23 protein-coding genes, 1 tRNA gene and 2 pseudogenes are annotated in these 23,328 nt (G+C 37.6%); 12 read left to right on the top strand and 14 right to left on the bottom strand.

Features of this window, described 5'->3' with window-relative positions; translation table 11 throughout:
- Window positions 1–438: 438 nt before the first annotated feature.
- A pseudogene (locus tag M5U24_RS06485) lies at window positions 439–774 on the top strand (IS1380 family transposase); the annotation flags it as partial.
- Between the two features lie 691 nt (window positions 775–1,465).
- On the top strand, window positions 1,466–2,362 hold the full coding sequence (gene ltrA, locus M5U24_RS06480) for a group II intron reverse transcriptase/maturase (protein ID WP_099323530.1): 897 nt from the start codon (window positions 1,466–1,468) through the stop codon (window positions 2,360–2,362).
- A 741-nt stretch (window positions 2,363–3,103) separates the two neighbouring features.
- Here ltrA and M5U24_RS06475 read toward each other — a convergent pair.
- From M5U24_RS06475 to M5U24_RS06460, 4 genes are all read right to left on the bottom strand, one after another.
- Window positions 3,104–3,871 (bottom strand): glycosyltransferase family 2 protein, encoded by a 768-nt coding sequence (locus M5U24_RS06475; protein ID WP_099323536.1) that lies wholly within the window; start codon window positions 3,869–3,871, stop codon window positions 3,104–3,106.
- 287 nt (window positions 3,872–4,158) lie between these two features.
- Complete coding sequence (locus M5U24_RS06470) at window positions 4,159–4,503, bottom strand: muconolactone Delta-isomerase family protein (RefSeq protein ID WP_164994879.1); 345 nt, start codon at window positions 4,501–4,503, stop codon at window positions 4,159–4,161.
- 361 nt (window positions 4,504–4,864) lie between these two features.
- Window positions 4,865–5,608 carry a 3-oxoacyl-[acyl-carrier-protein] reductase gene (fabG, locus tag M5U24_RS06465; RefSeq protein ID WP_099323538.1) on the bottom strand — a complete coding sequence of 248 codons (744 nt, stop codon included), beginning with the start codon at window positions 5,606–5,608 and terminating at the stop codon, window positions 4,865–4,867.
- 156 nt (window positions 5,609–5,764) lie between these two features.
- Complete coding sequence (locus M5U24_RS06460; RefSeq protein WP_099323539.1) at window positions 5,765–6,355, bottom strand: hypothetical protein; 591 nt, start codon at window positions 6,353–6,355, stop codon at window positions 5,765–5,767.
- A 342-nt stretch (window positions 6,356–6,697) separates the two neighbouring features.
- Here M5U24_RS06460 and M5U24_RS06455 point away from each other — a divergent pair, with 342 nt between their 5' ends.
- The gene (locus M5U24_RS06455) at window positions 6,698–7,420 is read left to right on the top strand and encodes a hypothetical protein (RefSeq protein WP_298201899.1); all 723 of its coding nucleotides are present in this window, start codon (window positions 6,698–6,700) and stop codon (window positions 7,418–7,420) included.
- Window positions 7,396–8,070 carry a spore photoproduct lyase family protein gene (locus M5U24_RS06450; RefSeq protein WP_298201897.1) on the top strand — a complete coding sequence of 225 codons (675 nt, stop codon included), beginning with the start codon at window positions 7,396–7,398 and terminating at the stop codon, window positions 8,068–8,070. The genes M5U24_RS06455 and M5U24_RS06450 overlap by 25 nt, the downstream gene beginning before the upstream one ends.
- A 230-nt stretch (window positions 8,071–8,300) precedes the next feature.
- On the opposite strand, the gene M5U24_RS06445 is transcribed toward M5U24_RS06450, so the two are convergent.
- From M5U24_RS06445 to M5U24_RS06435, 3 genes are all read right to left on the bottom strand, one after another.
- On the bottom strand, window positions 8,301–8,462 hold the full coding sequence (locus M5U24_RS06445) for a hypothetical protein (protein WP_157775556.1): 162 nt from the start codon (window positions 8,460–8,462) through the stop codon (window positions 8,301–8,303).
- A gap of 393 nt (window positions 8,463–8,855) precedes the next feature.
- Window positions 8,856–9,095: a hypothetical protein gene (locus M5U24_RS06440; RefSeq protein WP_099323542.1), complete on the bottom strand. Its 240-nt coding sequence runs from the start codon at window positions 9,093–9,095 to the stop codon at window positions 8,856–8,858.
- A 396-nt stretch (window positions 9,096–9,491) separates the two neighbouring features.
- Window positions 9,492–9,962, bottom strand: coding sequence for a bacterioferritin (locus M5U24_RS06435; protein ID WP_099323543.1), 471 nt, complete (start codon window positions 9,960–9,962; stop codon window positions 9,492–9,494).
- An 810-nt stretch (window positions 9,963–10,772) separates the two neighbouring features.
- Here M5U24_RS06435 and M5U24_RS06430 point away from each other — a divergent pair.
- Window positions 10,773–10,895 carry a hypothetical protein gene (locus tag M5U24_RS06430; protein WP_298201894.1) on the top strand — a complete coding sequence of 41 codons (123 nt, stop codon included), beginning with the start codon at window positions 10,773–10,775 and terminating at the stop codon, window positions 10,893–10,895.
- Window positions 10,896–10,958: 63 nt separating this feature from the next.
- On the opposite strand, the gene M5U24_RS06425 is transcribed toward M5U24_RS06430, so the two are convergent.
- Window positions 10,959–11,042, bottom strand: a tRNA-Leu gene (locus tag M5U24_RS06425).
- A 383-nt stretch (window positions 11,043–11,425) separates the two neighbouring features.
- Here M5U24_RS06425 and smpB point away from each other — a divergent pair.
- The 4 genes from smpB to M5U24_RS06405 all read left to right on the top strand — a co-directional run bounded on the left by smpB (window position 11,426) and on the right by M5U24_RS06405 (window position 14,633).
- Window positions 11,426–11,869 (top strand): SsrA-binding protein SmpB, encoded by a 444-nt coding sequence (smpB, locus tag M5U24_RS06420; protein ID WP_099323545.1) that lies wholly within the window; start codon window positions 11,426–11,428, stop codon window positions 11,867–11,869.
- Between the two features lie 176 nt (window positions 11,870–12,045).
- Entirely contained in the window at window positions 12,046–12,468 is a 423-nt protein-coding gene (locus M5U24_RS06415; RefSeq protein WP_099323546.1) for a response regulator, read from the top strand.
- Between the two features lie 68 nt (window positions 12,469–12,536).
- Complete coding sequence (gene dacB / locus M5U24_RS06410; protein WP_157775559.1) at window positions 12,537–13,997, top strand: D-alanyl-D-alanine carboxypeptidase/D-alanyl-D-alanine-endopeptidase; 1,461 nt, start codon at window positions 12,537–12,539, stop codon at window positions 13,995–13,997.
- A gap of 9 nt (window positions 13,998–14,006) precedes the next feature.
- Complete coding sequence (locus tag M5U24_RS06405; RefSeq protein WP_099323548.1) at window positions 14,007–14,633, top strand: class I SAM-dependent methyltransferase; 627 nt, start codon at window positions 14,007–14,009, stop codon at window positions 14,631–14,633.
- 13 nt (window positions 14,634–14,646) lie between these two features.
- Here the strand turns inward: M5U24_RS06405 and M5U24_RS06400 are convergent, their stop codons facing one another.
- Both M5U24_RS06400 and M5U24_RS06395 read right to left on the bottom strand, forming a co-directional pair.
- Entirely contained in the window at window positions 14,647–15,945 is a 1,299-nt protein-coding gene (locus M5U24_RS06400; RefSeq protein ID WP_099323549.1) for a UDP-glucose/GDP-mannose dehydrogenase family protein, read from the bottom strand.
- A 129-nt stretch (window positions 15,946–16,074) separates the two neighbouring features.
- The gene (locus M5U24_RS06395) at window positions 16,075–16,803 is read right to left on the bottom strand and encodes a hypothetical protein (RefSeq protein WP_099323550.1); all 729 of its coding nucleotides are present in this window, start codon (window positions 16,801–16,803) and stop codon (window positions 16,075–16,077) included.
- A 307-nt stretch (window positions 16,804–17,110) separates the two neighbouring features.
- Between M5U24_RS06395 and ispH the strand changes: the two genes are divergently transcribed.
- Both ispH and M5U24_RS06385 read left to right on the top strand, forming a co-directional pair.
- Complete coding sequence (gene ispH / locus M5U24_RS06390; protein WP_157775562.1) at window positions 17,111–18,853, top strand: 4-hydroxy-3-methylbut-2-enyl diphosphate reductase; 1,743 nt, start codon at window positions 17,111–17,113, stop codon at window positions 18,851–18,853.
- 20 nt (window positions 18,854–18,873) lie between these two features.
- Window positions 18,874–19,572: a DUF502 domain-containing protein gene (locus M5U24_RS06385; RefSeq protein ID WP_099323551.1), complete on the top strand. Its 699-nt coding sequence runs from the start codon at window positions 18,874–18,876 to the stop codon at window positions 19,570–19,572.
- A 42-nt stretch (window positions 19,573–19,614) separates the two neighbouring features.
- Here M5U24_RS06385 and M5U24_RS06380 read toward each other — a convergent pair whose 3' ends face one another.
- Entirely contained in the window at window positions 19,615–19,770 is a 156-nt protein-coding gene (locus tag M5U24_RS06380) for a hypothetical protein (protein WP_164994261.1), read from the bottom strand.
- 8 nt (window positions 19,771–19,778) lie between these two features.
- Window positions 19,779–21,065 (bottom strand): annotated as a pseudogene (locus M5U24_RS06370) (IS630 family transposase).
- A gap of 109 nt (window positions 21,066–21,174) precedes the next feature.
- On the opposite strand from M5U24_RS06370, the gene M5U24_RS06365 reads away from it, so the two are divergent.
- Entirely contained in the window at window positions 21,175–21,369 is a 195-nt protein-coding gene (locus M5U24_RS06365) for a hypothetical protein (RefSeq protein WP_298201889.1), read from the top strand.
- A gap of 390 nt (window positions 21,370–21,759) precedes the next feature.
- Here the strand turns inward: M5U24_RS06365 and M5U24_RS06360 are convergent, their stop codons facing one another.
- Window positions 21,760–22,818, bottom strand: a complete 1,059-nt coding sequence (locus M5U24_RS06360; RefSeq protein WP_099323553.1) for an NAD(P)-dependent alcohol dehydrogenase — start codon at window positions 22,816–22,818, stop codon at window positions 21,760–21,762.
- A gap of 148 nt (window positions 22,819–22,966) precedes the next feature.
- Entirely contained in the window at window positions 22,967–23,158 is a 192-nt protein-coding gene (locus M5U24_RS06355) for a CxxH/CxxC protein (RefSeq protein WP_197705295.1), read from the bottom strand.
- Window positions 23,159–23,328 lie beyond the last annotated feature (170 nt).

Below are 23,328 nucleotides of genomic sequence, written 5' to 3'. Positions count from 1 at the left end.
TTCAGCGTAAATATTACACGATTCCCAACGGTTTCAGGTTTACAACCGTTCGGCTGGGCTCACGACGAAGCCTGAACCTATGAGTTTATGCGTATAATGGAGCTATGTACAGCAATAAAACCCCAACTCTTAACCACGGAACACTAGGAATACACGGAAGCTTGCTATAATAAAATCAGTCAGGGTGCATTTTAGATTTTTTGTAGAAAAGCTTATTATTTATGCAGAATAGGTAGCTCGGAGCAGACCCATCAATAAACTAGATGGGGAAAAACAAATGTCTAATATTGAACTAGTCCTAAAACAAGCGTAATTTTTTAATCTGAGAGAGTTAAAGTAGGTTGAAAAGCCTGAATTTACTGGTTAAGATAGTGATATGTAAAAATTCCGATAACCAGAAAAAGGGGCATTTCAGACCTGTACTGAGCTTGTCGAAGCATGAGTAAAATAGCAGCAAGAAAATATAACAAGATATTGAGAAGAAAGAAACGGAAAATAGAGAAACGGTTAAAGAGAAAGCAATGGGGAGATCAGAAGCATCCGATGTTCACGGCAAAGAACATTCATTACGAGATAGCCGCGAATAGCCAGGCAATTGCCTGTGGTGGTATAGGCGTAATCCATCAAATGGCAATAAGAAGTGGATTGGTAAAAGAGATAGACGAGAATCTTGAGTTACTCAAAAGGCATATACCGTATCATGAATCGGATCATATATTGAATATAGCGTACAATGTGCTTTCAGGGAATGTGCGGTTAGAAGACATAGAGTTGTGTGTGCCTTGAAGTATGGAATACCTGAGTGGTTGAAAATACCACCTCTGCGAGCCTAATCCTCGTAGAGAAGTTTGTGCCTATGCGCACACAATGGAGCAATCCGTATGCGTAGAAAGATAGCATATACCCGTGAGGGGTATGACGGAGTTACGAGGTACAGACGACCTTTTGGGGTGTATGAGTGTGGCGTGTTATTCCGTGCCAACTGCCATTTCTCAGCGAAGCACTGACAATGTCCTTTGTTGGAGATGGATAAACAGATTAAGTAAAACCATCTCTGGTTAATGCGTTTGAACATACATCACGAAGGGAAAAGGGGTAATCCATATGACCGGGGGAGGACTTACGCCTTGGGCAAAATTCCCTAACAGCAAGGTATAAGGAAATTCCGAAGTCCGAGCTGTATGAGATGGTGATAGACAAGCTTCTCTCACAAGTCTATCTTTGAAGTCGTCAGCATTGCTCATAATAGTTTCCGGTGTGAATCGGAAATGAAAGGGGCATAACCGTAGTGGAATTGATGAAAGTGGTAGATTGAATACGTTCAATGAGAAAAGAAACTCTTTTGCGTAGGTAAGCAGTAACAAGAGCCTCTCTTGTTTTTGCCTATGTTTGGGAGAATCCGTACCCAGGAAACACGATTGACAAGTCTATTATCCGTAATCAATCGAAAGGAATATATCGAGAGATGCTTAAGTATCATTCATTAAGAGACAAGGTGTTTAGTCTGAAAAACCTTTATGCTGCTTTCAAACACGTAAAGAAGAATAAAGGCAAAGCTGGTCTTGACAGGGTAAGTATTAAGCAATTTGAGTCCAATCTTGATGTGAATATCATGAGTATCCATCAGGAACTCAAGACTGCCATATACAACCCTGCGCCTGTCCTGCGGGTATACATCCCCAAAGGCAGGCATGACAAGAGACCTCTTGGCATTCCCATTGTTAAGGACAGGATTGTACAGCAGGCGTTCAGGCAAATCATAGAGCCAATATTTGAGAAAGGATTCTCAGATAACAGCTTTGGATTTCGCCCTGACAGATGCTGTCACGATGCTATCAAACGGCTTGAACAGTATAAGCAGGAAGGGTATACCAGCGTCCTTGATGCCGATATAATGGCATTCTATGACACCATACCCCATAAGCTTATTATGGACTCCTTACGTGAGAAAATTGCTGATGGATGGGTTTTGAACAGTATTGAGAACATGCTCAAGGCAGGGGTCATGGAGGACGGCATCGTGCACGAGACAAACAAAGGCACTCCGCAAGGAGGCGTCATTTCCCCTTTGCTTGCAAACCTTATCGGTGACATCATCGACAAGGAACTTGAAAAGGCTGGATATAAGTTTGTCCGATACGCCGATGATTTCGTTGTCATGACTAAAACAAAAGATGAACTCCCAGCCGCCCTCAGCTATGTCAAAGAAATCATTGCAGGGAAACTTGGAATGAAGCTGAGCGAGGATAAAACCAAGCTCACCAACTTCGAAAGAGGTTTCAGGTTTCTCGGATACGATTTCAAGGGCAAGTATAAGGGTATAAGCACGAAATCACTGAACAAACTCAAGAGCCTGTCCTGAGCCTGCCGAAGGAACAACATCAGAGACATCACCAGACGTACACAGGGCGTCAATCTGCAAGCCATTGTTGATACATTAAACCCTGTAATTCGTGGGCATGTCAACTATTTTCGGCTGGGCAATGTACAAAAGGTATATCGCTCATTAGACTGTTGGGTACGCATGAGACTGAGATGTTTCAAGTTCTCAAGAAAATGGAGAACAGACAACAAGCGTTTCCCTGTTCACCGATTCTTTAAAATGGGGTTACTCTCATTCGAAAGAGAATTTCTTAAGGCGTGTGCTAAAGCATGATGTTTGACTTTTCTCTGTTATAGAGCAACACTTCGGGGTCGCTGACTACGAGAAAGACGTATGGTTTAAAAAGGATGCTTTGTCACGTTGTCCAAAGTATCTGGCGACGAGTGGGGGTTGGAGGCTAATGGCCTCCAGCCTACCAGCTATAACGTTTCATTAAAATATCTACATTGATACCGTCATTGCGAGCGACAGCGAAACAATCTTGAGTTTTTTTGGAAACAAGAGATTGCTTCGTCGCTCCACTCCTCGCAATGACATTTTTTTACGTACACATTTTAACGAAACGATGTACTAAATATGAGTATGACGCCCAAAACAGGTTTTGTAATAGTTCAACACCTTCCTCTAAACTAATAAGCGCTAGATTGTTTTTAATATTTTTTATATGGAGTCCAATATCGAAAATAGGCAGTCGGCAGTCAAATTCTAAATTTTACCCTTTCATATGTTAGAAAAATTTTCTGCTTTTTCCCGTTCTCTTTTCCCGTCAAGTTCTGTTTCTATAATTTTTTTATAATACTCTAATCTTGTTTCAGCATTTGCTAAATTGCCATGGAACCGTTTCGTAAGGTCTTTGTAGATAAGTTTAACCGGCAGTTCCCTTACTTCCAGCCCAGCCTTCCATGCCTGTATCCATAACTGTACCGGCATGCCATAGCCTGGTTCCGTCAGGATTAAATTCTTTAATTTTTCCACCTTATATGCCTTAAAACCACAAAAAGCATCAGTAAGTTGAAATCCGGTAATATCATTTAACATCTGTGTAACTGCCATGTTAATGCGATAGCGATCATCAGGCACTTCCTGAAGGCTATTGACCGGAAGAAGATATCTGGATCCTGAAAGTATATCATACTCGCGAAAGGGCATTTTGCTTAAAAACTGCGGGATTTCTTCAGGTTCATGCTGTCCGTCAGCATCTATGGTCACCAGGTAATCATAATCATTATTTATCGCAAAATTGAACGCATCGATAATAGTTTGCCCATAACCTAAATTCCATTTATGTCTAATGACATATATGCTCTGTATGTCCTTTAAACTACTACCAATATCATTGGTAGATCCATCGTCCAGCACCAGTACCTCCACGCCGACCTTTTTTACCCTTTGAATAATGTCATAAACATCACTTTCATTGAAAACCGGTATTGCCACTACATTTTTTAATTTTTCATTTTTTCTCATTTCTATCCATTCGTCAATCACATCTGTAACTTGCTACAACCAACACAAACCATTCTTTCCGTCAAAATATGAAACGGTAAAATACGCTTCTTCAGTATATCGCTTGCTGCGTTTTCGGAGGGCGGTTAAGAATGGCACAATCATCAGGAAGGCAAATATTGGAACTTACTAATAAGTTGAGGTTTTTATAACAACTTCCACAGTACGCAGTCGGCAATTTGCCGACTGCCGACCGTACAGCAGAACGGTCAAGTTTTTAGAAATTCAGCGGTAATTTAATTATAGTGGGGGCTGAAAATCATCGGCCCCTATTTCATAAGGGAATGAATTCTCCTGGTGTCTTGTAATGCTTTTTCCATTGGTACGAGTGGCGTAATTTCTATCTCTGTAAAAAAAGGGAAGAGTGGCAACGTTGCTACAATCTCTTCCACTTCTTCATTCGATTCGGCATCGATAATCGCTGCGGCGCCTCTCCTGCCTGAAAGTTTTCCGCCTGCCACAATCTTTCCTCGCCTCTGATACCGTGAAAAATACTCCCACTCTTTTATCACATACCCCAGAAAATCCTTTACCGGCATTTGCGGCATTTGTTTTACTTCAACCTTCAAAAGAAACAACATCTCTTTTTCCCTTTCAATTGTTAAAAGCGCCATTTTATAAAATACCTTTCTTAGTAACACTTTAGTTTTTTGAAAAAGTAGGGGCGAAGCATTTACCCGTTTGAGTATGAACGCATTTATGACAATTTACAACAAATGCTTCACCCCTAAATTGCGATTGTTGGGATTTTTCAAAAAACTAAAATGCTACCATCCTTATCACATTACTTTGTTAAAATAATATGCAAACAACCTTAATTCCCTCTATTTAAAGGATTTATCTTTGAAAATCCTTGATTAATACCATACAATAAGTAGGATGCCGAACGCAAAGGCATACAAAATATATCACTTTATGAACGGTTTCAGTGGTTTTTAACAAAGTAATGCTTATCACTTCTCTTTATAATAGCGACTACATTGCCAAACCACCATCGACATTAATTACCTGGCCGGTAATGTATTTTGCATCTTCAGATAAGAGGAATTTTACCAATTTTGCAACTTCCTCCGGCAAACCAAATCTTTTTACCGGAATCATTTCAATCATCTTTGTTTTATATTCCTGCGGCAAAACGTCCGTCATGTTCGTTTCAATAAACCCACAGGCAATGGCATTCACCGTAATATTCGCCTTGCCCACCTCCTTTGCCAATGCCTTGGTAAAGCCAATCATGCCGGCCTTGGAGGAAGAATAATTCACCTGACCGGCCATTCCCATAATGCCGCTTACCGATGTTATATTAACAATGCTGCCAGACTTCTGTTTTATAAAAGGCATTATCAATGCCTTTGAGAAATTGTATACGCTCTTAAGATTGGTATTTATTACGTCATCCCAGTCACTTTCCGACATAAGCGCCAGGAGTTTGTCACGGGTGATGCCTGCATTGTTTATCAGAAAATCTACTTTCCCAAATAACTCTTTCACTTCTTTTACCATATCCTTCGCGCCGTTAAAACTCACCGCATCCACCTGAAACGACTTCCCTTTCACTCCCAATGTTTCAATTTCCTTCACCAGCGCATTGGCCGCCTCCACATTTTTGCTGTAATTAAAGGCAACATTGCAACCATTCTTTGCAAGTTCCCATACAATAGCTTTGCCAATCCCGCGTGTACCGCCAGTTACAATGGCTACCTTGTCCTTGAATTGCATAAAAAATCTCCCGTAGTAATTTGTTTTGTTTAATAAATGATTTCGAAAAACATTACAGGGTATGTTAAAAACATTGATGGAAAACCCTTTTTGAATCTCTGAATTTCAGGCGCATCCCCATACAAACACCCTCATAACCTGATCGTTATCGATCAATCAACGCCCTTCATTGCTTTTAACCCACTCTAAACCTGAGTCAATTAATAATTTTATTGCTTTTAACTCTTCCAAAGAATTAAAACGGCATACAGCGCCAACACCATATCCACCCGAAGAAAACCCTTGCCATGAGTAACCACTCTGCGAAAAACCTATTCTGAATGTGTCTCTCGTTGTAAATGCAACTTCTGTGTTTAGTCTGCGCACAGCCTTCCATTTATTAGACAGACTTATCATATATTCCGCTGCATTGGCCACATTTTCAATTTCATCCAGATCAACAAAAACAGTTTTTCTCTGTTCATTCCTTCCTCCCTCATAAACAATAACCTGAAAACCGCTTATTTTTTTATTTGCACTGATTGGTTCGTAAGAGACAATGGCCTTAATTTCAACGTATGACCCATAAGTGCCTTCAACCTTGCCCAAATCGACACTTTCTATGACAATTAACGTCTCAACTTTCGATAGAAAAGCCTCCAATTTTGTTGCAGGTTCATTTGCGGCTGCAATTGTTTCATGCCCCGGAGATATTAAAAAAAAGAGCGTTATTACGGCATACAAAATAAATATACATTGCTTTTTCATAAGCTTTTCTTGTTCAAACGTGCTTTTTATGCCGATTGCAGGTCATTTTTACATAAGCAAAAAGATCCTTCTGCCAAATCATAACAGGGCTGTGCATATGAAATATTTTTCTTTCCATAACCCCTTTTTCCCTGATAGTATTCTTTCATGCTTTTTATGGGGCAATCACGAGGGTTACCCCTACTGTGCGGTAAGCGGTAAATTGGTTTTTTGCATGTTAACAAACTCCATGTATGGTTTTCAATATAAAACAACTATCCCCGATAATAGCCACAGGTGCGACATCTGGCAACCATGTAAACGTTTCCCTTTCTAAGATAAAATTTATCTACCTGTATAATTATGGAAGATTCTCTTTCAACAATAGACGACATTGACTCTTTAAAAACCTTCGTCAGAAAAAAATATTACTATCTTGGGCAAAACAAGCAACAAGAGATATCCCGCCTTATCTTTGAGATTGCAAAACGTGAAAAGGTTGGATTTTCACTTGTTTTTGAACAGATTCCCCCACCGCCAAGCCGTTTCTCTTTCATTAAAAGTTATTTGCTGGAACGGCGTTATCCTTTGCTTCACCAAAATGGGGTCAAAATAAGCCAGACTTTTTGCGACGTCGATATAAATCCCTCCTTAAGGGTTAATCTCACTACGAAACAAATCATCACGCCGAAACAGTTTTTTGTAGAAGAATCCGTTTTGTCTACCGAAACCGTTCAGCGAATACGCGACAAATTCCCCAACAGTACTTTTACCATGATAGCGTCCTACCGTGAATACGTGAAGAAGAAAGCATTTACTATTGCCGATTACAACAGAAGGCTGGAAAATTTCTTTATTATACGCGAAAAATTTGACTTTTATAAACACTGTCCATGTTCAAACAACTCCGCATCGTGCGGATATTTTGTAATGAATTTAGGGAGCGGATGCCCATATGAATGCACCTATTGCTTTCTTCAAAACTATATTAACTCGCCTGGGATTGTGCTACCGGCAAATATAGAGGATTTTTTCACCGTCTTCAGGAATTTAAAAAAGACATGCGCCTCGGATCAGGAGAATTAACCGATTCCCTTGCATTCGACCACATTACGGAGTATTCGCCTAAAATCGTGAATTTCTTCCGGCAATATCCCAAAAGCACTTTCGAGTTCAAAACAAAAAGCAACAATGTGCGCTTGCTCACTTCAGCACCCGGAGCAAAGAATATTATCATTTCATGGTCATTGAATCCGCAAAAGTTGATCGACACCGCAGAGTATTTTACCGCTTCCCTGGAGGAAAGGTTAGAAGCAGCGCAAGCATGCACAGCGGCGGGATATCGTGTTGCTTTCCACTTTGATCCGATTATCTGCTATAGTGGATGGGAGACAGATTATGAAGTATTAATCAATACCGTCTTTACCAAAATTGAATCAAACACTATCGCGTGGCTGAGTTTAGGAACATTGCGCATATCGCCTCAATTAAAAAAAATCATTGAAAACCGGTTTCCCGAAAATGCCCTGCTTGACGAAGAATTATTAACCGGTTTCGACGGAAAATTGAGGTATCCGGCAGAGATAAGATCATTTATATACACCACTATGAACTCATGGATACGGAAAAACAACAAAAGTGTTCCCGTTTATTTATGCATGGAGGAAAGAGAAATGCATAGAGACACACATCTCTCCCTTAAACATGAAACAAAACAGACAACGGTAATTTTTTAAAAGAGGGGATGATACATTTCGTGCCAGGGGAAAACCACCGTGAATGGATCTTGAGGCATTCAGATATTTATGTGCAGATAAGATTACAATGAGTGGAAAACTATTCTGTAATGTGTATTATTATCGGTGCAAAACTTTGTTTAACAGAAGATAATATGCAGGCAATCAAGAGGTTTCGACCCGGTTTCTCCCGTTTTTCCTGGATTTGTATAGTGCATCATCTACGGCATTTACCAAGGTTTCTCAGGTTCCATATTGCGGAAAAGACGCAATATACTTACGGTCAGTCGATACGTTTGTCCGTAAACAATCGTGCCAAAACAGGTAACTTCAATTGATTTACGAATTCCTTCTGCTTTTTCTTTTGCCTGCGATACATCTGCTCCCGGCATTATAATTACAAATTCTTAACCACCATATCGTGCCAATACATCTGAAGTTCTTAAAGAATTATTTAATATCTTAGAAACTTCCTACAATACCCGGTCGCCAGCCGTATGACCATACGTATCATTAATACTCTTAAAGTGCCATATCCAAAAGAAGCAAACATACAGACTCATAGCGCCTTTTCGTTAAAGCCAATTGTTTTTTCAACATTTCATCAAAGAATCTTATGTACTGAAACCGTAGCTATTCAGCGTAATTTATTAAACTACCTGAGATCAGAGCACAACTCGTTCCCAAACAGATACTTCACTGTTTTCAATATTCCACTCACAACTGCTTAATTGAGCAATCTTCTGGGCATGGGCAAGCGTATTCTTGCTTTTACGCCACTCTTCTTACATAAATTTTCGTTCAGTAATATCTGTTATTGCCGCTATATAGACGCTGCTTTCCTCTCTTTTCCCGACATCAGAAAAAAACAGGGGAATTCCTATGCACAATACCCACGTAATCTTCACATAAGGATAAATAAGGCGAAATTCCGATTTAAATGTTTTCTTGTTCTTTACTGCATCTGCCCATTCTTTACAATACGCGTGTGAGGTTAATCCCCCCCATGCAGTACGCCCATCCATCCGTTTCCCAGAGATTCATCCGTGGTAAGCCCTGTAATCTTGCACCATTGTTCATTGACAAATAGAAAATTCCATTCAAAATCAGTATAAAAAATTCCAACCGGCAGAATATTTGTTATTGTGCGAAAACGTCTTTCGCTTTCACTGAGTAATTCATTCTTTTGCTTGCACTAAATCAACAAGGATTTCAGTTTATTGATATCCGGGGACAAAGATTCAACATTCTCCATCAAACTGTTTTTTTTTATAAGATGCACTCATTTTTTCCCACCGGACGCAAGTAAACTTCCCACAGCAACGCAAATAATTTCCATGACCATCTGGAAACATTCGCGATGTAAAGGAATACGCACTTCCTGTTTTATTAATGATTATTAAGACCTGATTAATAGAAGATTACATTAAGTGTAAAACAATATATTGATCACCATATTTTTCAATATTGTTTACCATTGTTTGTAAATTACTTAAATGTTCTTCTTCCGACTTGAGAATTTCTTCTAAAAGCATTCTGCTTCCATGGTCTTTTTCGTTAAAACATATTGTTATGCCTTCATTTAATCTTGCAATAGCTTCAACTTCAATATCTCTATTAAGTTTTAACATTTTAACAATATCAAACTGTTTTTCTTCAGGCAAGGCATGTTTTTGGTTTTTAACTATTTCCCCTAAAAACAATATGCGCCCCGCTAACATTTCAGCATGCTTCATTTCATCTATTGCGTCTTTTTTAAGCATTTCTGCAAGTTTATTTAGACCCAAATCTTCACACTTTGTATGCTGATCCATATATATGCCTATAGCGCCTATCTCTGCTGTATATACCTCACACAACATTTTGTAAACTTTTTCATTCACACTACCCATTTTATCCTCCTTTTAATCTCTGGTTTTATTATATAATTCACTTTCTGTTTGTTCTACATTTCTAACTAGCATTTTTATTGAGCAGTATAACCACCATCAATAACCAATTCACTTCCGGTAACAAATTTTGATTAATCCGACACCAGGTAAAGAATTCCATATGCAATATCCAGTGGTTCGCCAATATGTACTTATTGGATGTAAACTGTCAAGATGTTCTCTAAAACCGTGTGTTTCTTTACCTGACGCGTCTACTAATGGTGTCTAAATGTAACTATTCAGCGTAATTTATTAAACTACCGGGGAGATCAGAGCACAACTCGTTCCCAAAAACCTTGTACTGAACATAGTGAAGTATCTGTTTGAGAACGAGCCGTGTATCGTTTAAGCTGAGTAATTATCTTTTATTTGTATATTATTTGTATATAGCCAAACAAATATAATTTTAGGAATTTGGCGATAAAATGGCTTTCTAAAAACAGATTTATTTGACTAAGCATACTATACAAGCACGCCCCTTAATTCCCTCTTTATAAAGGGGACTGGGAGGTGTAAATTTTTCGAAAACCTTATTTGTTTGACTATATTATTTCAATTACGTTGGATACTTTCATTTACTAAACCTAAAAACTTAAGTATTGCCAGATAATATTGTAAAAATTATTTAAACACCAACTTAACAAAATATATAATAATTAACTTTGAAAATCAAAATATTTTTATGTAATAATTATTGTTAATACACAATATCTAAAAATGTTTTTAAAAGAAAAAATCATGATGATCCCAAAAACGTATTGGCGATAGGAAATGACCTCTTTTAAGGAAGATTTGAGGGTGGATCATAAAAAACGAAAGGAATCGGGCAGTTGGGATGTATATGTTATAGCACGGAAAATCGTTGTAGCCACGCTTTACCAATTAGACCTATGAAATAAGTTCTATTAAAAACCTTGTATATTGTACCTGTACCAAATCTTATCTTTAACATCTAAATGCCGAAGAAGGGACTTGAACCCTTACGGTGTTGCCACCACTAGAACCTGAATCTAGCGCGTCTGCCAATTCCGCCACTTCGGCATTCGAAAACACTTATTTTATCGAACATCCCATACGCAGAGATTTTAGGAAATAAAGACGATTAAGTCAAAGGTTTTTCACAAAATGACCTTGCATTGCCATTTGCAATTTGTTATTATTTGCAATCGTATGCCTTTAAGTTGTCAATAATTACGATAAAATTTTTTTATCGTAGTGATGAAAATTCATTTTGTCTAATGATTCGTCTCATTTATAAACTTTCCTTATTAAAGCAGTTATTTTGGTAACATCGCACTCAAATAAAACAAAAACCGTGTTTTATTTCTAATAAATATTATCGTTTCAAAATAAACCTATAGGAAAACATATGCATGTGAGAACACTCATAAAACAGAAGCATACTTTGTTTTATTCTAAATAGCATGGAAATTATTGCCAAAAATAGAAAAGCCTTTTATCAATATGAGGTTTTAGAAAAAATAGAATGTGGGATTGTGCTCACTGGTACAGAAGTTAAATCGTTAAGAAATAAGGATGTTAGTATAAATGATAGTTTTGCGCAATTGGATCATGGCGAAGCCTTTCTGTATGAAATGCATATTGGTGAATATAAACAAGGAAATCGCCAAAATCACGAACCCAAAAGGAAAAGAAAGCTCCTCCTTCATAAAAGGGAAATATCAAAAATAGCAGGAAAAGTACAACAAAAGGGATACACTCTTATACCATTATCAATATATTTTAAAAATGGACTTGCTAAATTAGAAATTGCAATAGCACGAGGAAAATCCATGTTTGACAAACGTGAAGACATTAAAAAAAGAACGGTCGAAAGAGAGATTCGCCAGGTAATGAAAAAATTTTAACATTCATATCAGTTGCTAATTAATAATAGTATTCAAAACATTTTTCAATGAAACAAATGTATCAAAACATAAAAAAGGAGTTTTAAAGCTCCTTTTTCATTCTCTTTCTTTAAAACAATTAATTATACAGGTTTTTGCACCTTATAAAACCACACAATTAACGAGAAAGGTAAATTATGCCTTCATCAAGGATAATGATTGTAGAGGATGAGCGACAAACAGTTGATACATTAAGGGATTTATTTGAACAATACGGTTATGAAACAGAGGTTGCCCTTAATAAAAATGTAGCGATGAATATTCTCCAGGAGAGAAAAATGGATGTTCTTATAATAAGCGAAATGGTTCAGGACATCCCTGGCATAGAAATTATGTACGATATCAGAAAAACAAACAAATTTTTACCAATAATTATGATTTGTGATCAAAAATCAAAGCGCATTGAATCTTCTCTGATGAAGGCCGGCGCAAATATTGTTCTCTCTAAACCTTTAGACCCCATTATTGCAGTGCAAACTATCGATAATTTGTTAAAGATGAAATATATCGCCGAAAACATAAAACCTAAAAAACGTAAAACCTCTCTAAAAAAGAAATAACTTTTCTCTCCCAATTTTTCATACCAATACGATTTATGTTTCTATTTCAACGGTTATTGCATTTTTATATGAGAAGTTGCATAATTTTTATTGCCTTATTCACCTGTTTAACGTTGCCAGTCAAAGTAATCAAGGCTGAACCAACGCATCTCAATGAACAAATCAGGAATATTTTACAGAAATATTTATTAAAAAATGCTCACTGTGGAATCAGCGTTGTATCTCTAAAAACGAATACACCTGTCGTTAATTACCAAAGCAACGATTTATTCATGGTTGCATCTAATATGAAACTTGCAACAACCGCAACCGCATTGGAATATTTAGGGACAGATTTTAAATACAATACCTCCGTTGAAGCAGATGGGAATATAAAGAGCGATGGAACACTTGAAGGCAACATTATCATCAGGGGAAGCGGTGATCCAAATCTATCGGGAAGATTTTACAATAACAATATTTTAACTATTCCGAATGCATGGTTACAAGCAACAAAAAATCTTGGCATACAAAAAATTACAGGGGATATTGTAGCAGATGACTCAATCTTTGACCGCAATTATATCAACGATGCCTGGCCAAAAAACCAATTGCATGAGTGGTATTGTGCGCCCACCAGCGGTTTATCATTTAATGATAATTGCATTGATATTATTTTCGTTCCCCGGAATAACGTAAATAAAAAAGTCTCGCTGCTAATTGAACCGAACACTTCGTTTGTCACTATCCATAACGAGTGTATTTATACTTCTGAAGAGAAGCAACATGCGTATTCCATTTATCGAAAACCCGGAACAAACGATATTTATGTTAAGGGGAAATTTTGGACGAACGCCTCTCAGAAACGGGAGTGGGTAAGTGTGCACAGTCCTTCACTCTATCTTGCAACACTTTTTAAAGAAATGCTTAAAAATGGCGGTATATCTGTCTTTGGAATTGCCCGATTAATTAATGAAAACGACCGGATATCATATTCGAATAAACCTATTAAAATTGCCCAAACCATTTCCACAATGGAACAATCTATTCACATCACAAACAAACGAAGCCAAAATTTCTATGCCGAACAAATAATAAAAACATTGGGAGCACATATAAAAGGCTGTGGCAATACAGAAAACGGTTTACAAGTTATTAGCGCTTTCATGAAAAAGTTAGGCTATGACAGTGAAGAGTATAAAATACGGGACGGGTCTGGTTTGTCAAAAGAAAACAAACTCTCGCCTAATATGATAACCACTCTTTTATCATATATGAATACACACAAACACGGCAAAGTGTTTTGCGACTCACTTCCAATTTCAGGCATAGATGGCGGACTTCACCGCCGTATGGCATCTCTACAATATAAGGGTAAAATTCACGCAAAAACCGGATACATTGCCGGAGCTTCGGCGCTTTCCGGTTATATTGATACCTCTAAAGGCGATAGACTTGCATTTTCTATTCTTATTAATAATTTTAAAAGCTTACGCGATGCCAAAAAAGCACAAGACGAGATTTGCCAATTTTTAGCAGATAATTTATAAACCATACACATGAGCGACCACTTAAAAAAAATATATTCACTTTATGCGTACGTTTACGACACGCTCTTCGGAAAAATATTCGAACATGGCAGATGCACTGCTCTTAAGATGATGGATATTGAACCACATGATACCATTCTTGAAGTAGGTATTGGTACAGGGTTGTCATTGCCGCTTTATCCGAAGGGAATCAGTATAATAGGAATAGATTTGAGTGAAGAAATGTTACTGCGGGCAAAGACGAAGAAAATGAAATACACCTTGAATAACGTGCACTTATCTACTATGGATGCATCACTACTGGCCTTCAGGAATAATACTTTTGATAAAGTCATCGCATCACATGTTATTACCGTAGTACCGGAACCCATACACACTTTGAATGAAATAAAAAGGGTTTGCAAAAAGGAAGGGGATATTTTTATCTTAAATTACGCCGGTATTGATAATCAGTTCATCTCCCGATTTGAAAAAATTATCTCACCCATAAGGGATAAACTCGGTTTAGGAAAACATTTCGATCTTGACTTGTTATTAAAGGAGGCCAGCCTTCCTGTTATGAGTAAACAACAGGTAAATATTTTTAACGCATGTCAGATAATAAAATGTCGCAATAATACCTCCTCTGAAGCTTGAAGGTCATTAATAATTATCTTCCCACGCATAAATAATGAAAACCCAATTCTTTCATATCCTTAGGTTCGTATATATTTCTTCCGTCAACTATATTTGGACATTTTAAAAGTCTTTTTACTTTTTTAAGATCAAGGTCTCTAAACTCGTTCCACTCTGTTACAATAACCAGAGCATCACAGTTTTTAACCGCGGAATAAGGATCATCATAATATTTTATCCCTCTAAAGATAGTCTTTGCATTATCCATTGCTTCAGGATCAAAGGCATTAATTTGAGCGCCCGCTTCCTGCAATTGCTTAATTAACGTTATAGAAGGCGCATCTCTCATATCATCTGTTTTTGGTTTAAACGCCAAACCCCATATAGCAATTTTTTTGTTCTTCATTTTGGGGACAAGTATTTGTATTTTTTCAAAAAGAGACCTCTTTTGTTGTTCATTTACCTCATTAACCGCTGTTAGTATTTTTGCATCAATGCCATTCTCATTCATTATTTGTATCAATGCATTTACATCCTTCGGAAAACATGACCCGCCATATCCAATGCCTGCCTGAAGAAACCGTGGCCCTATTCTTGAATCTAATCCAGTCCCCTTCGCAATTTCTTTTATATCTCCACCAACTTTCTCACATAGTTGCGCTAATTCATTCATAAAAGAAATTCTCGTTGCAAGCATTGCATTACTCGCATACTTAATTAACTCCGCACTCCTTATATCAGTAAACATAATCGGTTTATCTGTTCTTGAAATACCATTATATATCGATTCCATAATCTTTTTTGCCTTTTCGCCTTGCACGCCTATTACAATTCTGTCCGGGTTGGTAAAATCCTTAATCGCCTCACCCTCTCGCATAAATTCAGGATTCGATGCCAAGTCAAACCTTATTGCTTTTTTTTGAAACGATTTTACCACTTTTCCTATTTTTTCTAATGTTCCGACAGGTGCAGTACTTTTATTCACTATAACTTTATACCCATTCATGTATTTTCCAATACTTTCAGCAACCGAAATAATAGCGGAAATATCAGCGCAATTATTAAGGTCGGATGGTGTTCCCACCCCAATAAAAATAACGTCTGACTTTTGAATGCCATCTTTAATATTTGTTGTAAAAGTAATCCTCCGCACTCTTGCATTTCTTTCCAGCATGTCTTTAAGACCGGGTTCATATATAGGAATGATACCTTTTTTCAAATTATCTATTTTGCCTTTATTAGAATCTACGCATATAACATCGTTGCCCATATCTGCAAGACATGTGCCTGCCACAAGACCTACATAACCGCTGCCAATACAACATATTTTCAATTATCGCCCTCCCCGTATTATTTTTGCCACTATCATCCTTAAAAAGAAAAAGCAGCAAGATAAATGAAATGACATTCATCATTACTGCTTTTTCAATGATCCCAGATTTTAATTCTCTAAACCGTCATGTTATTGCAAAGGATTATTAATGCGTCTCGTCTTAAAAACATGCCTAGTTTTCCCTATTCTGTACTCGCCATCTACCGACACGATTATTTCTTTTACCATACTGTTTACCGATACATTTTCGGATTCACCTTCGGTCAGAATAACATCATACGTCAATGACCAATCTTTTATATCCTTATCGGGATCAACAAATATTGATCCGAAATGATTGGTAAGTGAACTAACCTTATCAGTAACAAAGATTATTCTGTAGTTGTTAAGATTAAACATATGTTCCTGAAATACTTTTGGAGACTGATGGATTGGTTGACATTCAGGAATTAATTCTGAGATTTTTCCCAGAGGTACCGGACCATCCGTAAAGTTCACATAGTATTCACTCACACGGTATGTTTCCCCGCCATTTGATCTGTCAACACCATAATAAATTCTTAACTCTATATTAGTATTATTTCTTTTTAAATAGTACAGATCGTGTAGCGGAACATCATACAAAAAAGTTTTTTTCAAACCGTCCTCTTCCTCCGGAGTAACTATTCTGTATCTCCTGAAAGGTTCTTCTTCACAATATAAGTAATTTGGCGTACCAAACTTCTCCCGAACTGCATTTTTTGTCAACCATAAGATGCCATCTTCCAAACTCTCTGAAGCATGCAAGCTGCAGACAAAACCAAATATAATACTGCACAAACTAAAAACCAAGGCCATCGAACGTATTTTCTTTACCATAATTACGAATTCCTTCCTTAAAATAGAAATATCTTCACTATTTAATACAAAAAAAGCTGTTTTGAGTGGTCAGACTGCCCTAAAATCAAAGTAAGCCGAAGTATATAAATTATCAATAAATTTGTCAATTAATAATTTAGAAATTAAAATCTCCAATTATTTCAATAGCAAAAGCGCCACTCATTTAAAATCATTGACAACCAATATTGCAATTGATAGAATTCTGTTTAAAAATTATAAATCTTGAACATACTTGAGTTTATGTCTGATATAGTAATATTGTTTAAATTTCTTTCTGGAGTTATCATTGAAAGTTTTTGTTGCTAAAACCGCAGGTTTTTGTATGGGAGTCCGAAGGGCAATGGATATCCTGCTCGATGCGGCGAATGAAAAAAATATTGGCGCTAAAGTTTATACGGACGGTCCGTTAATCCATAATCCGCAAGTGCTTGAATATCTTGAAAAAAGAGACCTTCACATTGTTAATGATGTTACAGACCTCTCGAATAGCACCGTTGTCATCAGAGCGCATGGAGTGACTCCATCCCGAAGAGCGGAAATCGAAAGTAAAGGCGCAAAAGTATGCGACGCTACCTGTCCGCATGTAATGAGGGTGCAATCTATCATCAAAAAATATGCCGCACAGGGATATTCGACGATAATTGTCGGCGATAATGGACATGCCGAGGTGGTAGGATTGCTCGGTTATGCCGAGGGAAGAGGGCATGTAGTTGAAAACATGGAAAATATAGAACTACTTCCCCCTATGGATAAGGTATGCATTGTCGCCCAAACAACGCAAGACAGGCATTTATTTAAGAGGGCTATCGATGAAATAAAAAGACGTTATCCGAATTCAGAATCTTTTGAAACTATTTGCAGTTCCACCTACAAAAGACAGGATGAAGTAGTGAATCTCTGTAAATCTGTAGATGCAATGATTGTTGTTGGGGGCAGGGGAAGCGCAAATACAACACGGCTAGTTACAATATGCGAATCACAGGGAACTCCGACATTTCACGTTGAAACAGACTCAGAAATAGACCTCAATAAATTAAAAGTTTTTAATACCATTGGCGTTACTGCAGGTGCATCAACACCAAATTGGATGATCAAAAGGGTTGTTGACAAAGTAAGAACATACAAGGTCAATAAATACCAAAAAATCTTATTTGCTACAAAAAGTATCTTTAATTTTTTAATAGGCAGTTGCACGTATGTAGCATTAGGTGCGGCAAGCATGAGTTATTCGTGTGCACTGCTGCTTGGTGTTCAGCCAAGATTGATTTTTTGCATAATCGCCGCTCTTTTCATTTTTTCAATGCAGGTACTTAATCATTTTGCCAACAAAGAATCCGTGGCACTCAACGAGCCGGCGCGGGCAAAATTTTATGAAAAAAAGCAGGTCCTTTTTGTTATTTTAGGCATATTAGGAGCGGCCTTATCTTCAATTCTTGGGCTATACCACGGCAAATCCATCTTTTTTTGTGTTTTTCTCGCCAGTCTTTTTGGTATTTTTTACCGGCTGCAAATTATACCAAAGAGTTTTTCAGGTTTTATCCGGTACAGAAGCCTTGAGCAAATACCGGGTTCAAAAGAAATTTTCTACGGCATCGCCTGGGCAGCAAGCACCGCTTTAATTCCTTTTCTGGGTGTACGGAGAGACTTCATACCGGCGCTTGCCATTACGGTTGCATTCGCATTCAGTCTCGCTTTTATACGCGCTGTCGTTCTTGATATTCGGGATATTCAGGGGGACCGCATTTTGGGCAAAGAAACCATTCCTATCGCAATTGGAAAAGAACGCACAAAAAAAATTCTTGTTAGCATTACCCTTTTCATGGCATCTCTTCTTATAGCAGGCACACTCCTTGGATGGATATCAACGCTGGGATATTTTTTGCTTCCGTGCATAGCTTATGCCTCCGGTTATCAATATCTTTTCCAAAAAAGAATAATAACGGAAGGATTGCTGCTGGAAACGATAGCAGATTTTAATTTTATTTTTGCCGGTCTTATGGCGATTTTATGGCAATCTTTAACTTTTTAATTCGATAAAGTAAGGCGTGTATGGAAACATTAAACAAATTTTTCAATCTATTAAAAACAGACATCCGAAAAAGGATGTTAACGGGCTTGTTATTAATCATCCCCATTTACGTAACCTTTTTTGTTGTAAAATTTCTCTTTAGTTTTATTGGGGGGACTCTTTCTCCACTTATAAAAAAAATATTTCTTTTATTTGATGCTGAGCTGCCAAAAACATCCGCCGATGAATTTATAATTACGTTCATCGGGCTTATCTTCACATTCGCCTCATTGTATTTTATAGGTGTCTTCGCCGCGAATATTATCGGCAAATCAATAATTCATTATTTTGAAAACCTTTTAACAAAAACACCTGTTATTAACAATATTTATTCCACCGTGAAACAGATCGTACACGCAGTAAGCCTCCCCGGCAAACAAGCTTTCAAACGTGTTATTATACTGGATTTTCCAAAAGAAGGCACAAAAGCAATTGGTTTTGTAACAGGCAGCGTAAAAGAGAACGGCAAAGAAATATTTATTAGTGTTTTTGTACCAACCACTCCAAACCCCACATCTGGTTTTTTGATATATACGACAGAAGATGCGGTGATAGACACAAACCTTACCGTTGAAGAGGCATTTAAAGCACTGCTATCTGGCGGCGTATTAACTCCTAAACAATTTGCAACAATTTTAAAAACACCGCCCGACACGAAGTCTTCTGAAAAAAATACCTGAACCATTTCACACTACAGGTCATTTATCAAAATCGGCATTTGTTTAGCCAACGCTTTTGATAAAATCCAGGTCGTTCAATGCTCCGTGTTTATAAGTGTATTGCTCCTTGATTATCTGAATTTCAGACAGCACTACATTGAAAGTCTCAATCAGCCCAGGATCAAAATGCGTCCCGGCGCATTCCCCTATTTCACGCACCGCCTCTTCTATAGACCATGCCTTTTTGAAGGACGATCTATTGTCAGGGCGTCGAAAACATCGGCTATGGTGATAATCCTGCCAGACAGCGGGATTTCCTCGCCCCTGAGCTTCTTGGGGTAACCACTCCCGTCCCATTTTTTGTGGTGAGTTAGCGCGAGTATGCATGCTGTCTGGCGCAGAATTCCGGGATGGTTCCCGATAATTTCTGCACACATTGCCGGGTGCATACGCATAACCACCCATTCGGTTTCATCGGGCTTACCAAGCTTGAGGAGTATATTGTATTGAAAATTAGGTGTCAATAGCGAAGCAAGTTCTTCTTTATGCTGCGAATGGTTTTTTTGCAAGCAGTCCATTATAGCGTTTTTAAATTTTGCAAACTCTGAATAATACTTTGAATATAAGCACTGTTTTTTGACAAATTTCCAAAGCCGCTCAATAAGATTGAGGTTCGGTGAATACGGGGGCAAAAAAACCAACTCAATATGCAACTGTGCTGCCAGATTCTTAACAACGGTACACTTCTGATAACGGGCATTGTCTAATATGAAGGTAATAGGCATCGCTAAATTTAAACAGGCAGTTTTCCATAGTAAATCACAAACACTTTGAGCATCTATGTAAGTCTCATTGGTTATGGTAATCAGTTAATGGGTTATTGCATTCAACGCTCCAAGGACATTCAACCGTTGCCTTCCGGAAGGCGCTTTGATAAATACACTGGCAAAGCACCAAAGACACCCTAAAAAGGGGCTAACACAAAATGAGCCGCATCAATAAAGAATACGGTTCTTTTCCCTTCTTCGGCTTCTTTGAGAAAGGGTTCTAACGTTTTTTTTAAAGGCTTCTTGCTCGTCAACATTAACTTTGGAGGGAATTGTGCCTACTTTACGACGGTGTAAACCAATCTTCTTGAGAAATTTCGCCACTTGTTTTTCACTGCGCTTGAGCCCTGTTAGCTTCTCTATTACGCCAATTGCTTCTTTCATTGTCACGGGTGGGTGTTCGCGGAAATAATTCTCAATCGTTTGTTTATGCTCGCTGAGTTTACTTTCAGGACGATAAAAATTGATCTCTTTTAATTTCTCTATACCTCCATCCTGATATTCTTTGATATACTGGGTAACAACATTAATCGAGATTCCGGTTAATTGTGCTATTTTGTTATACGGCTCTCCTTGACTCTTGAACCACAGCGCTTCCATCTTTCGTTGCACTCGTGGATGGGGATGATGATATCGTTCATAATTTAATGCTTTTATGTCTTCTTCAGTAAACGCTATTTTTATCATAATCTCCTCATGGTTCAGGCCAAAAATAACACCTAAAAAAACCATATAATAAAGAATTCCATATATTCGTCCTCTAATACTTATATAGAAATAAAATAGTAAATTTAATATGGTGTCCTCTAAATTCATGTATGGCAAGGAACCACCGGAATGGTTGCTTACAAAGCCTATTCTTTCTCTTTTAGAAACAAAAAATAAGTATCTGGCATATAGGAAAATGGTACAAAGTTATTCCAGGGAAGAAACAAAAATATTGGAAGATTTCCGGCATGGTCTTTTTTTTGAGTTCCCGGAAGTTGATTGACCGTATAAAGTCAAAATATTTGGCAGAGAACTTGATGTTGAAATACCTCAAAAACGGCAAGTATTAAGGGGCACTAACCCTGAAAATATTCACAAGAAAGCCGCAAAGATTTTAAAATGTGATACAAACAATTTTTTACAATCCGCAAGAGTAAGAGAAGCGAAGGGGGGGGCAAATCTCTATTGTTGACAAATATGTCATTTTAAAAGATTTGACCCCACAAATGCCACTCATTATAGCAACCTCCTCAATGCATATAGTTAGTATCGCCAAAGACTAATAATTTAATTACTTTCTTAGTGATTGAGAAGTAATGAAAGTTAAACAAAAAAATGACACTATATACCGGTGTACATAATGCCATTTTATTATGAGGAGATATTGCTTCTGTTAATCAATTAATACAACTGGCTTTATTAAATCAGCGGGTTTCTCTTTCATTAGCTGTAAAGCCTCTTCTATCTTGTCAAATCCGTAGAATACATGGGTAACTAATTTTCCTGGATCTAATCTGCTGTATTTGACCAATTCAATTAATCTTTCCATTCTTACTCTACCGCCAGGAGTTAATCCACCATTAATCGCCTTGTGACCCATTCCTACTCCCCATGCTTCCCTTGGTATAGGTATGAATTCATCGCCACCAAAGTAGTTAATATTACCAATTGCTCCACCGGCCTTTAGAATTTTTACTGCATCAATAAGAATGTCACAATTCCCACCAGCTACTATTACTTTATCTGCTCCTCGATTATTAGTCATCTCTAGTACTCGATCTACTACAGATCTCTCTCGATAGTTAACTATATCTGTTGCTCCATAGAATTTAGCGGCTTCAATTAAAGCGGGTCTGCTTCCTACACCAACAATTCTTCCTGCCCCCATTAATTGAGCTCCTGCAACTGACATCAGTCCAACAGGTCCTATTCCTAAAACCACTACTGTATCCCCATATTCTACATTAGCCAATTCCACCCCATGGAAGCCTGTTGTTACCATATCTGTAAGCATGACTGCTGCTTCTAAAGTAATTCCATCTGGTAAAACAGCTAAATTCATATCCCCATCGTTCACGTGAAAATACTCACTAAATACCCCGTCTTTAATATTAGAGAACTTCCAGCCAGCCAACATCCCACCTGAATGCTGTCCAAGTCCTGTGTCTTGTAATTCAACACTTCTCCAATCAGGAGTTATAGCAGGTACTACCACTCTATCCCCAGGTTTAATATATTTAACCTCGCTACCTACTTCGACTACCTCTCCCACACTTTCATGACCTAACACTAAATTCTTTCTATCTCCGATAGCACCTTCAATTGTATGTATATCTGAAGTACATGGTGCGAAAGCAATTGGTTTCACAATTGCATCATATGGACCTGCAACTGGTTTTTCTTTCTCAATCCAACCCACACTACCAATCCCTAACATTGCAAACGCCTTCATTATGATTCCCCCTTGAATAATTAGTTTATATTAATATCCAAAATAGTTTTGATTAGTATCTATTATAGCTAACTAAAGGGTGAAGGGTATAACTTCTTGAAGAATTTGTCAAGTATGTTTAATCTTTTTTTCACAAACAATTTAGATACTATACCACTAAATATTTTGGTGGATTATCACACATGTCATAATGGTTTGGTGATGTCCAGTCTGAGAAAAAACCCTTATCCAAAATATAAATATCCGGTGGCACTTCATAAACATTTACAAATTCATCTATCGCGATTTCAATATGTTCTTCACAGACCACATACATCCCCTTCACCCCTCTTATCTTCATAATATTTATTTCTTAGCCCGACTTTACCTAGTTGAGGAAAGAAGAGCACGCAAACTCGCACGGCATAAGGTAGTGAGCACAGTCTTAATCCAACTTCGACAAGCAGAAATCGTATCTCTTTTATTGCCAATGTGATACGACTTTAGTCCTTCATTTTTCGGCACTACATC

Origin of the sequence: Candidatus Kuenenia sp. (genome assembly GCF_027493735.1) — a bacterium.
In the GTDB taxonomy this organism is placed as follows: Bacteria; Planctomycetota; Brocadiia; order Brocadiales; family Brocadiaceae; genus Kuenenia; species Kuenenia stuttgartiensis_A.
Note: the sequence above shows the minus strand (reverse complement) of the source record. Positions and strands in the feature narration are given on the sequence as shown.

Excerpts from the sequence above, each read along its gene's own strand:
- smpB (WP_099323545.1), top strand. The coding sequence starts at position 11,426 with ATGGAAATTATTGCCAAAAATAGAAAAGCCTTTTATCAATATGAGGTT.
- M5U24_RS06455 (WP_298201899.1), top strand. The coding sequence starts at position 6,698 with ATGGAAGATTCTCTTTCAACAATAGACGACATTGACTCTTTAAAAACC.
- M5U24_RS06385 (WP_099323551.1), top strand. The coding sequence starts at position 18,874 with ATGGAAACATTAAACAAATTTTTCAATCTATTAAAAACAGACATCCGA.
- fabG (WP_099323538.1), bottom strand. The coding sequence starts at position 5,608 with ATGCAATTCAAGGACAAGGTAGCCATTGTAACTGGCGGTACACGCGGG.
- M5U24_RS06360 (WP_099323553.1), bottom strand. The coding sequence starts at position 22,818 with ATGAAGGCGTTTGCAATGTTAGGGATTGGTAGTGTGGGTTGGATTGAG.
- M5U24_RS06355 (WP_197705295.1), bottom strand. The coding sequence starts at position 23,158 with ATGAAGATAAGAGGGGTGAAGGGGATGTATGTGGTCTGTGAAGAACAT.
- dacB (WP_157775559.1), top strand. The coding sequence starts at position 12,537 with ATGAGAAGTTGCATAATTTTTATTGCCTTATTCACCTGTTTAACGTTG.
- M5U24_RS06365 (WP_298201889.1), top strand. The coding sequence starts at position 21,175 with ATGGTGTCCTCTAAATTCATGTATGGCAAGGAACCACCGGAATGGTTG.
- M5U24_RS06450 (WP_298201897.1), top strand. The coding sequence starts at position 7,396 with ATGCGCCTCGGATCAGGAGAATTAACCGATTCCCTTGCATTCGACCAC.
- M5U24_RS06460 (WP_099323539.1), bottom strand. The coding sequence starts at position 6,355 with ATGAAAAAGCAATGTATATTTATTTTGTATGCCGTAATAACGCTCTTT.
- M5U24_RS06405 (WP_099323548.1), top strand. The coding sequence starts at position 14,007 with ATGAGCGACCACTTAAAAAAAATATATTCACTTTATGCGTACGTTTAC.
- M5U24_RS06430 (WP_298201894.1), top strand. The coding sequence starts at position 10,773 with ATGACCTCTTTTAAGGAAGATTTGAGGGTGGATCATAAAAAACGAAAG.
- M5U24_RS06435 (WP_099323543.1), bottom strand. The coding sequence starts at position 9,962 with ATGGGTAGTGTGAATGAAAAAGTTTACAAAATGTTGTGTGAGGTATAT.
- M5U24_RS06395 (WP_099323550.1), bottom strand. The coding sequence starts at position 16,803 with ATGGTAAAGAAAATACGTTCGATGGCCTTGGTTTTTAGTTTGTGCAGT.
- M5U24_RS06440 (WP_099323542.1), bottom strand. The coding sequence starts at position 9,095 with ATGGATGGGCGTACTGCATGGGGGGGATTAACCTCACACGCGTATTGT.
- M5U24_RS06415 (WP_099323546.1), top strand. The coding sequence starts at position 12,046 with ATGCCTTCATCAAGGATAATGATTGTAGAGGATGAGCGACAAACAGTT.
- ltrA (WP_099323530.1), top strand. The coding sequence starts at position 1,466 with ATGCTTAAGTATCATTCATTAAGAGACAAGGTGTTTAGTCTGAAAAAC.
- M5U24_RS06470 (WP_164994879.1), bottom strand. The coding sequence starts at position 4,503 with ATGGCGCTTTTAACAATTGAAAGGGAAAAAGAGATGTTGTTTCTTTTG.
- M5U24_RS06445 (WP_157775556.1), bottom strand. The coding sequence starts at position 8,462 with ATGCCGGGAGCAGATGTATCGCAGGCAAAAGAAAAAGCAGAAGGAATT.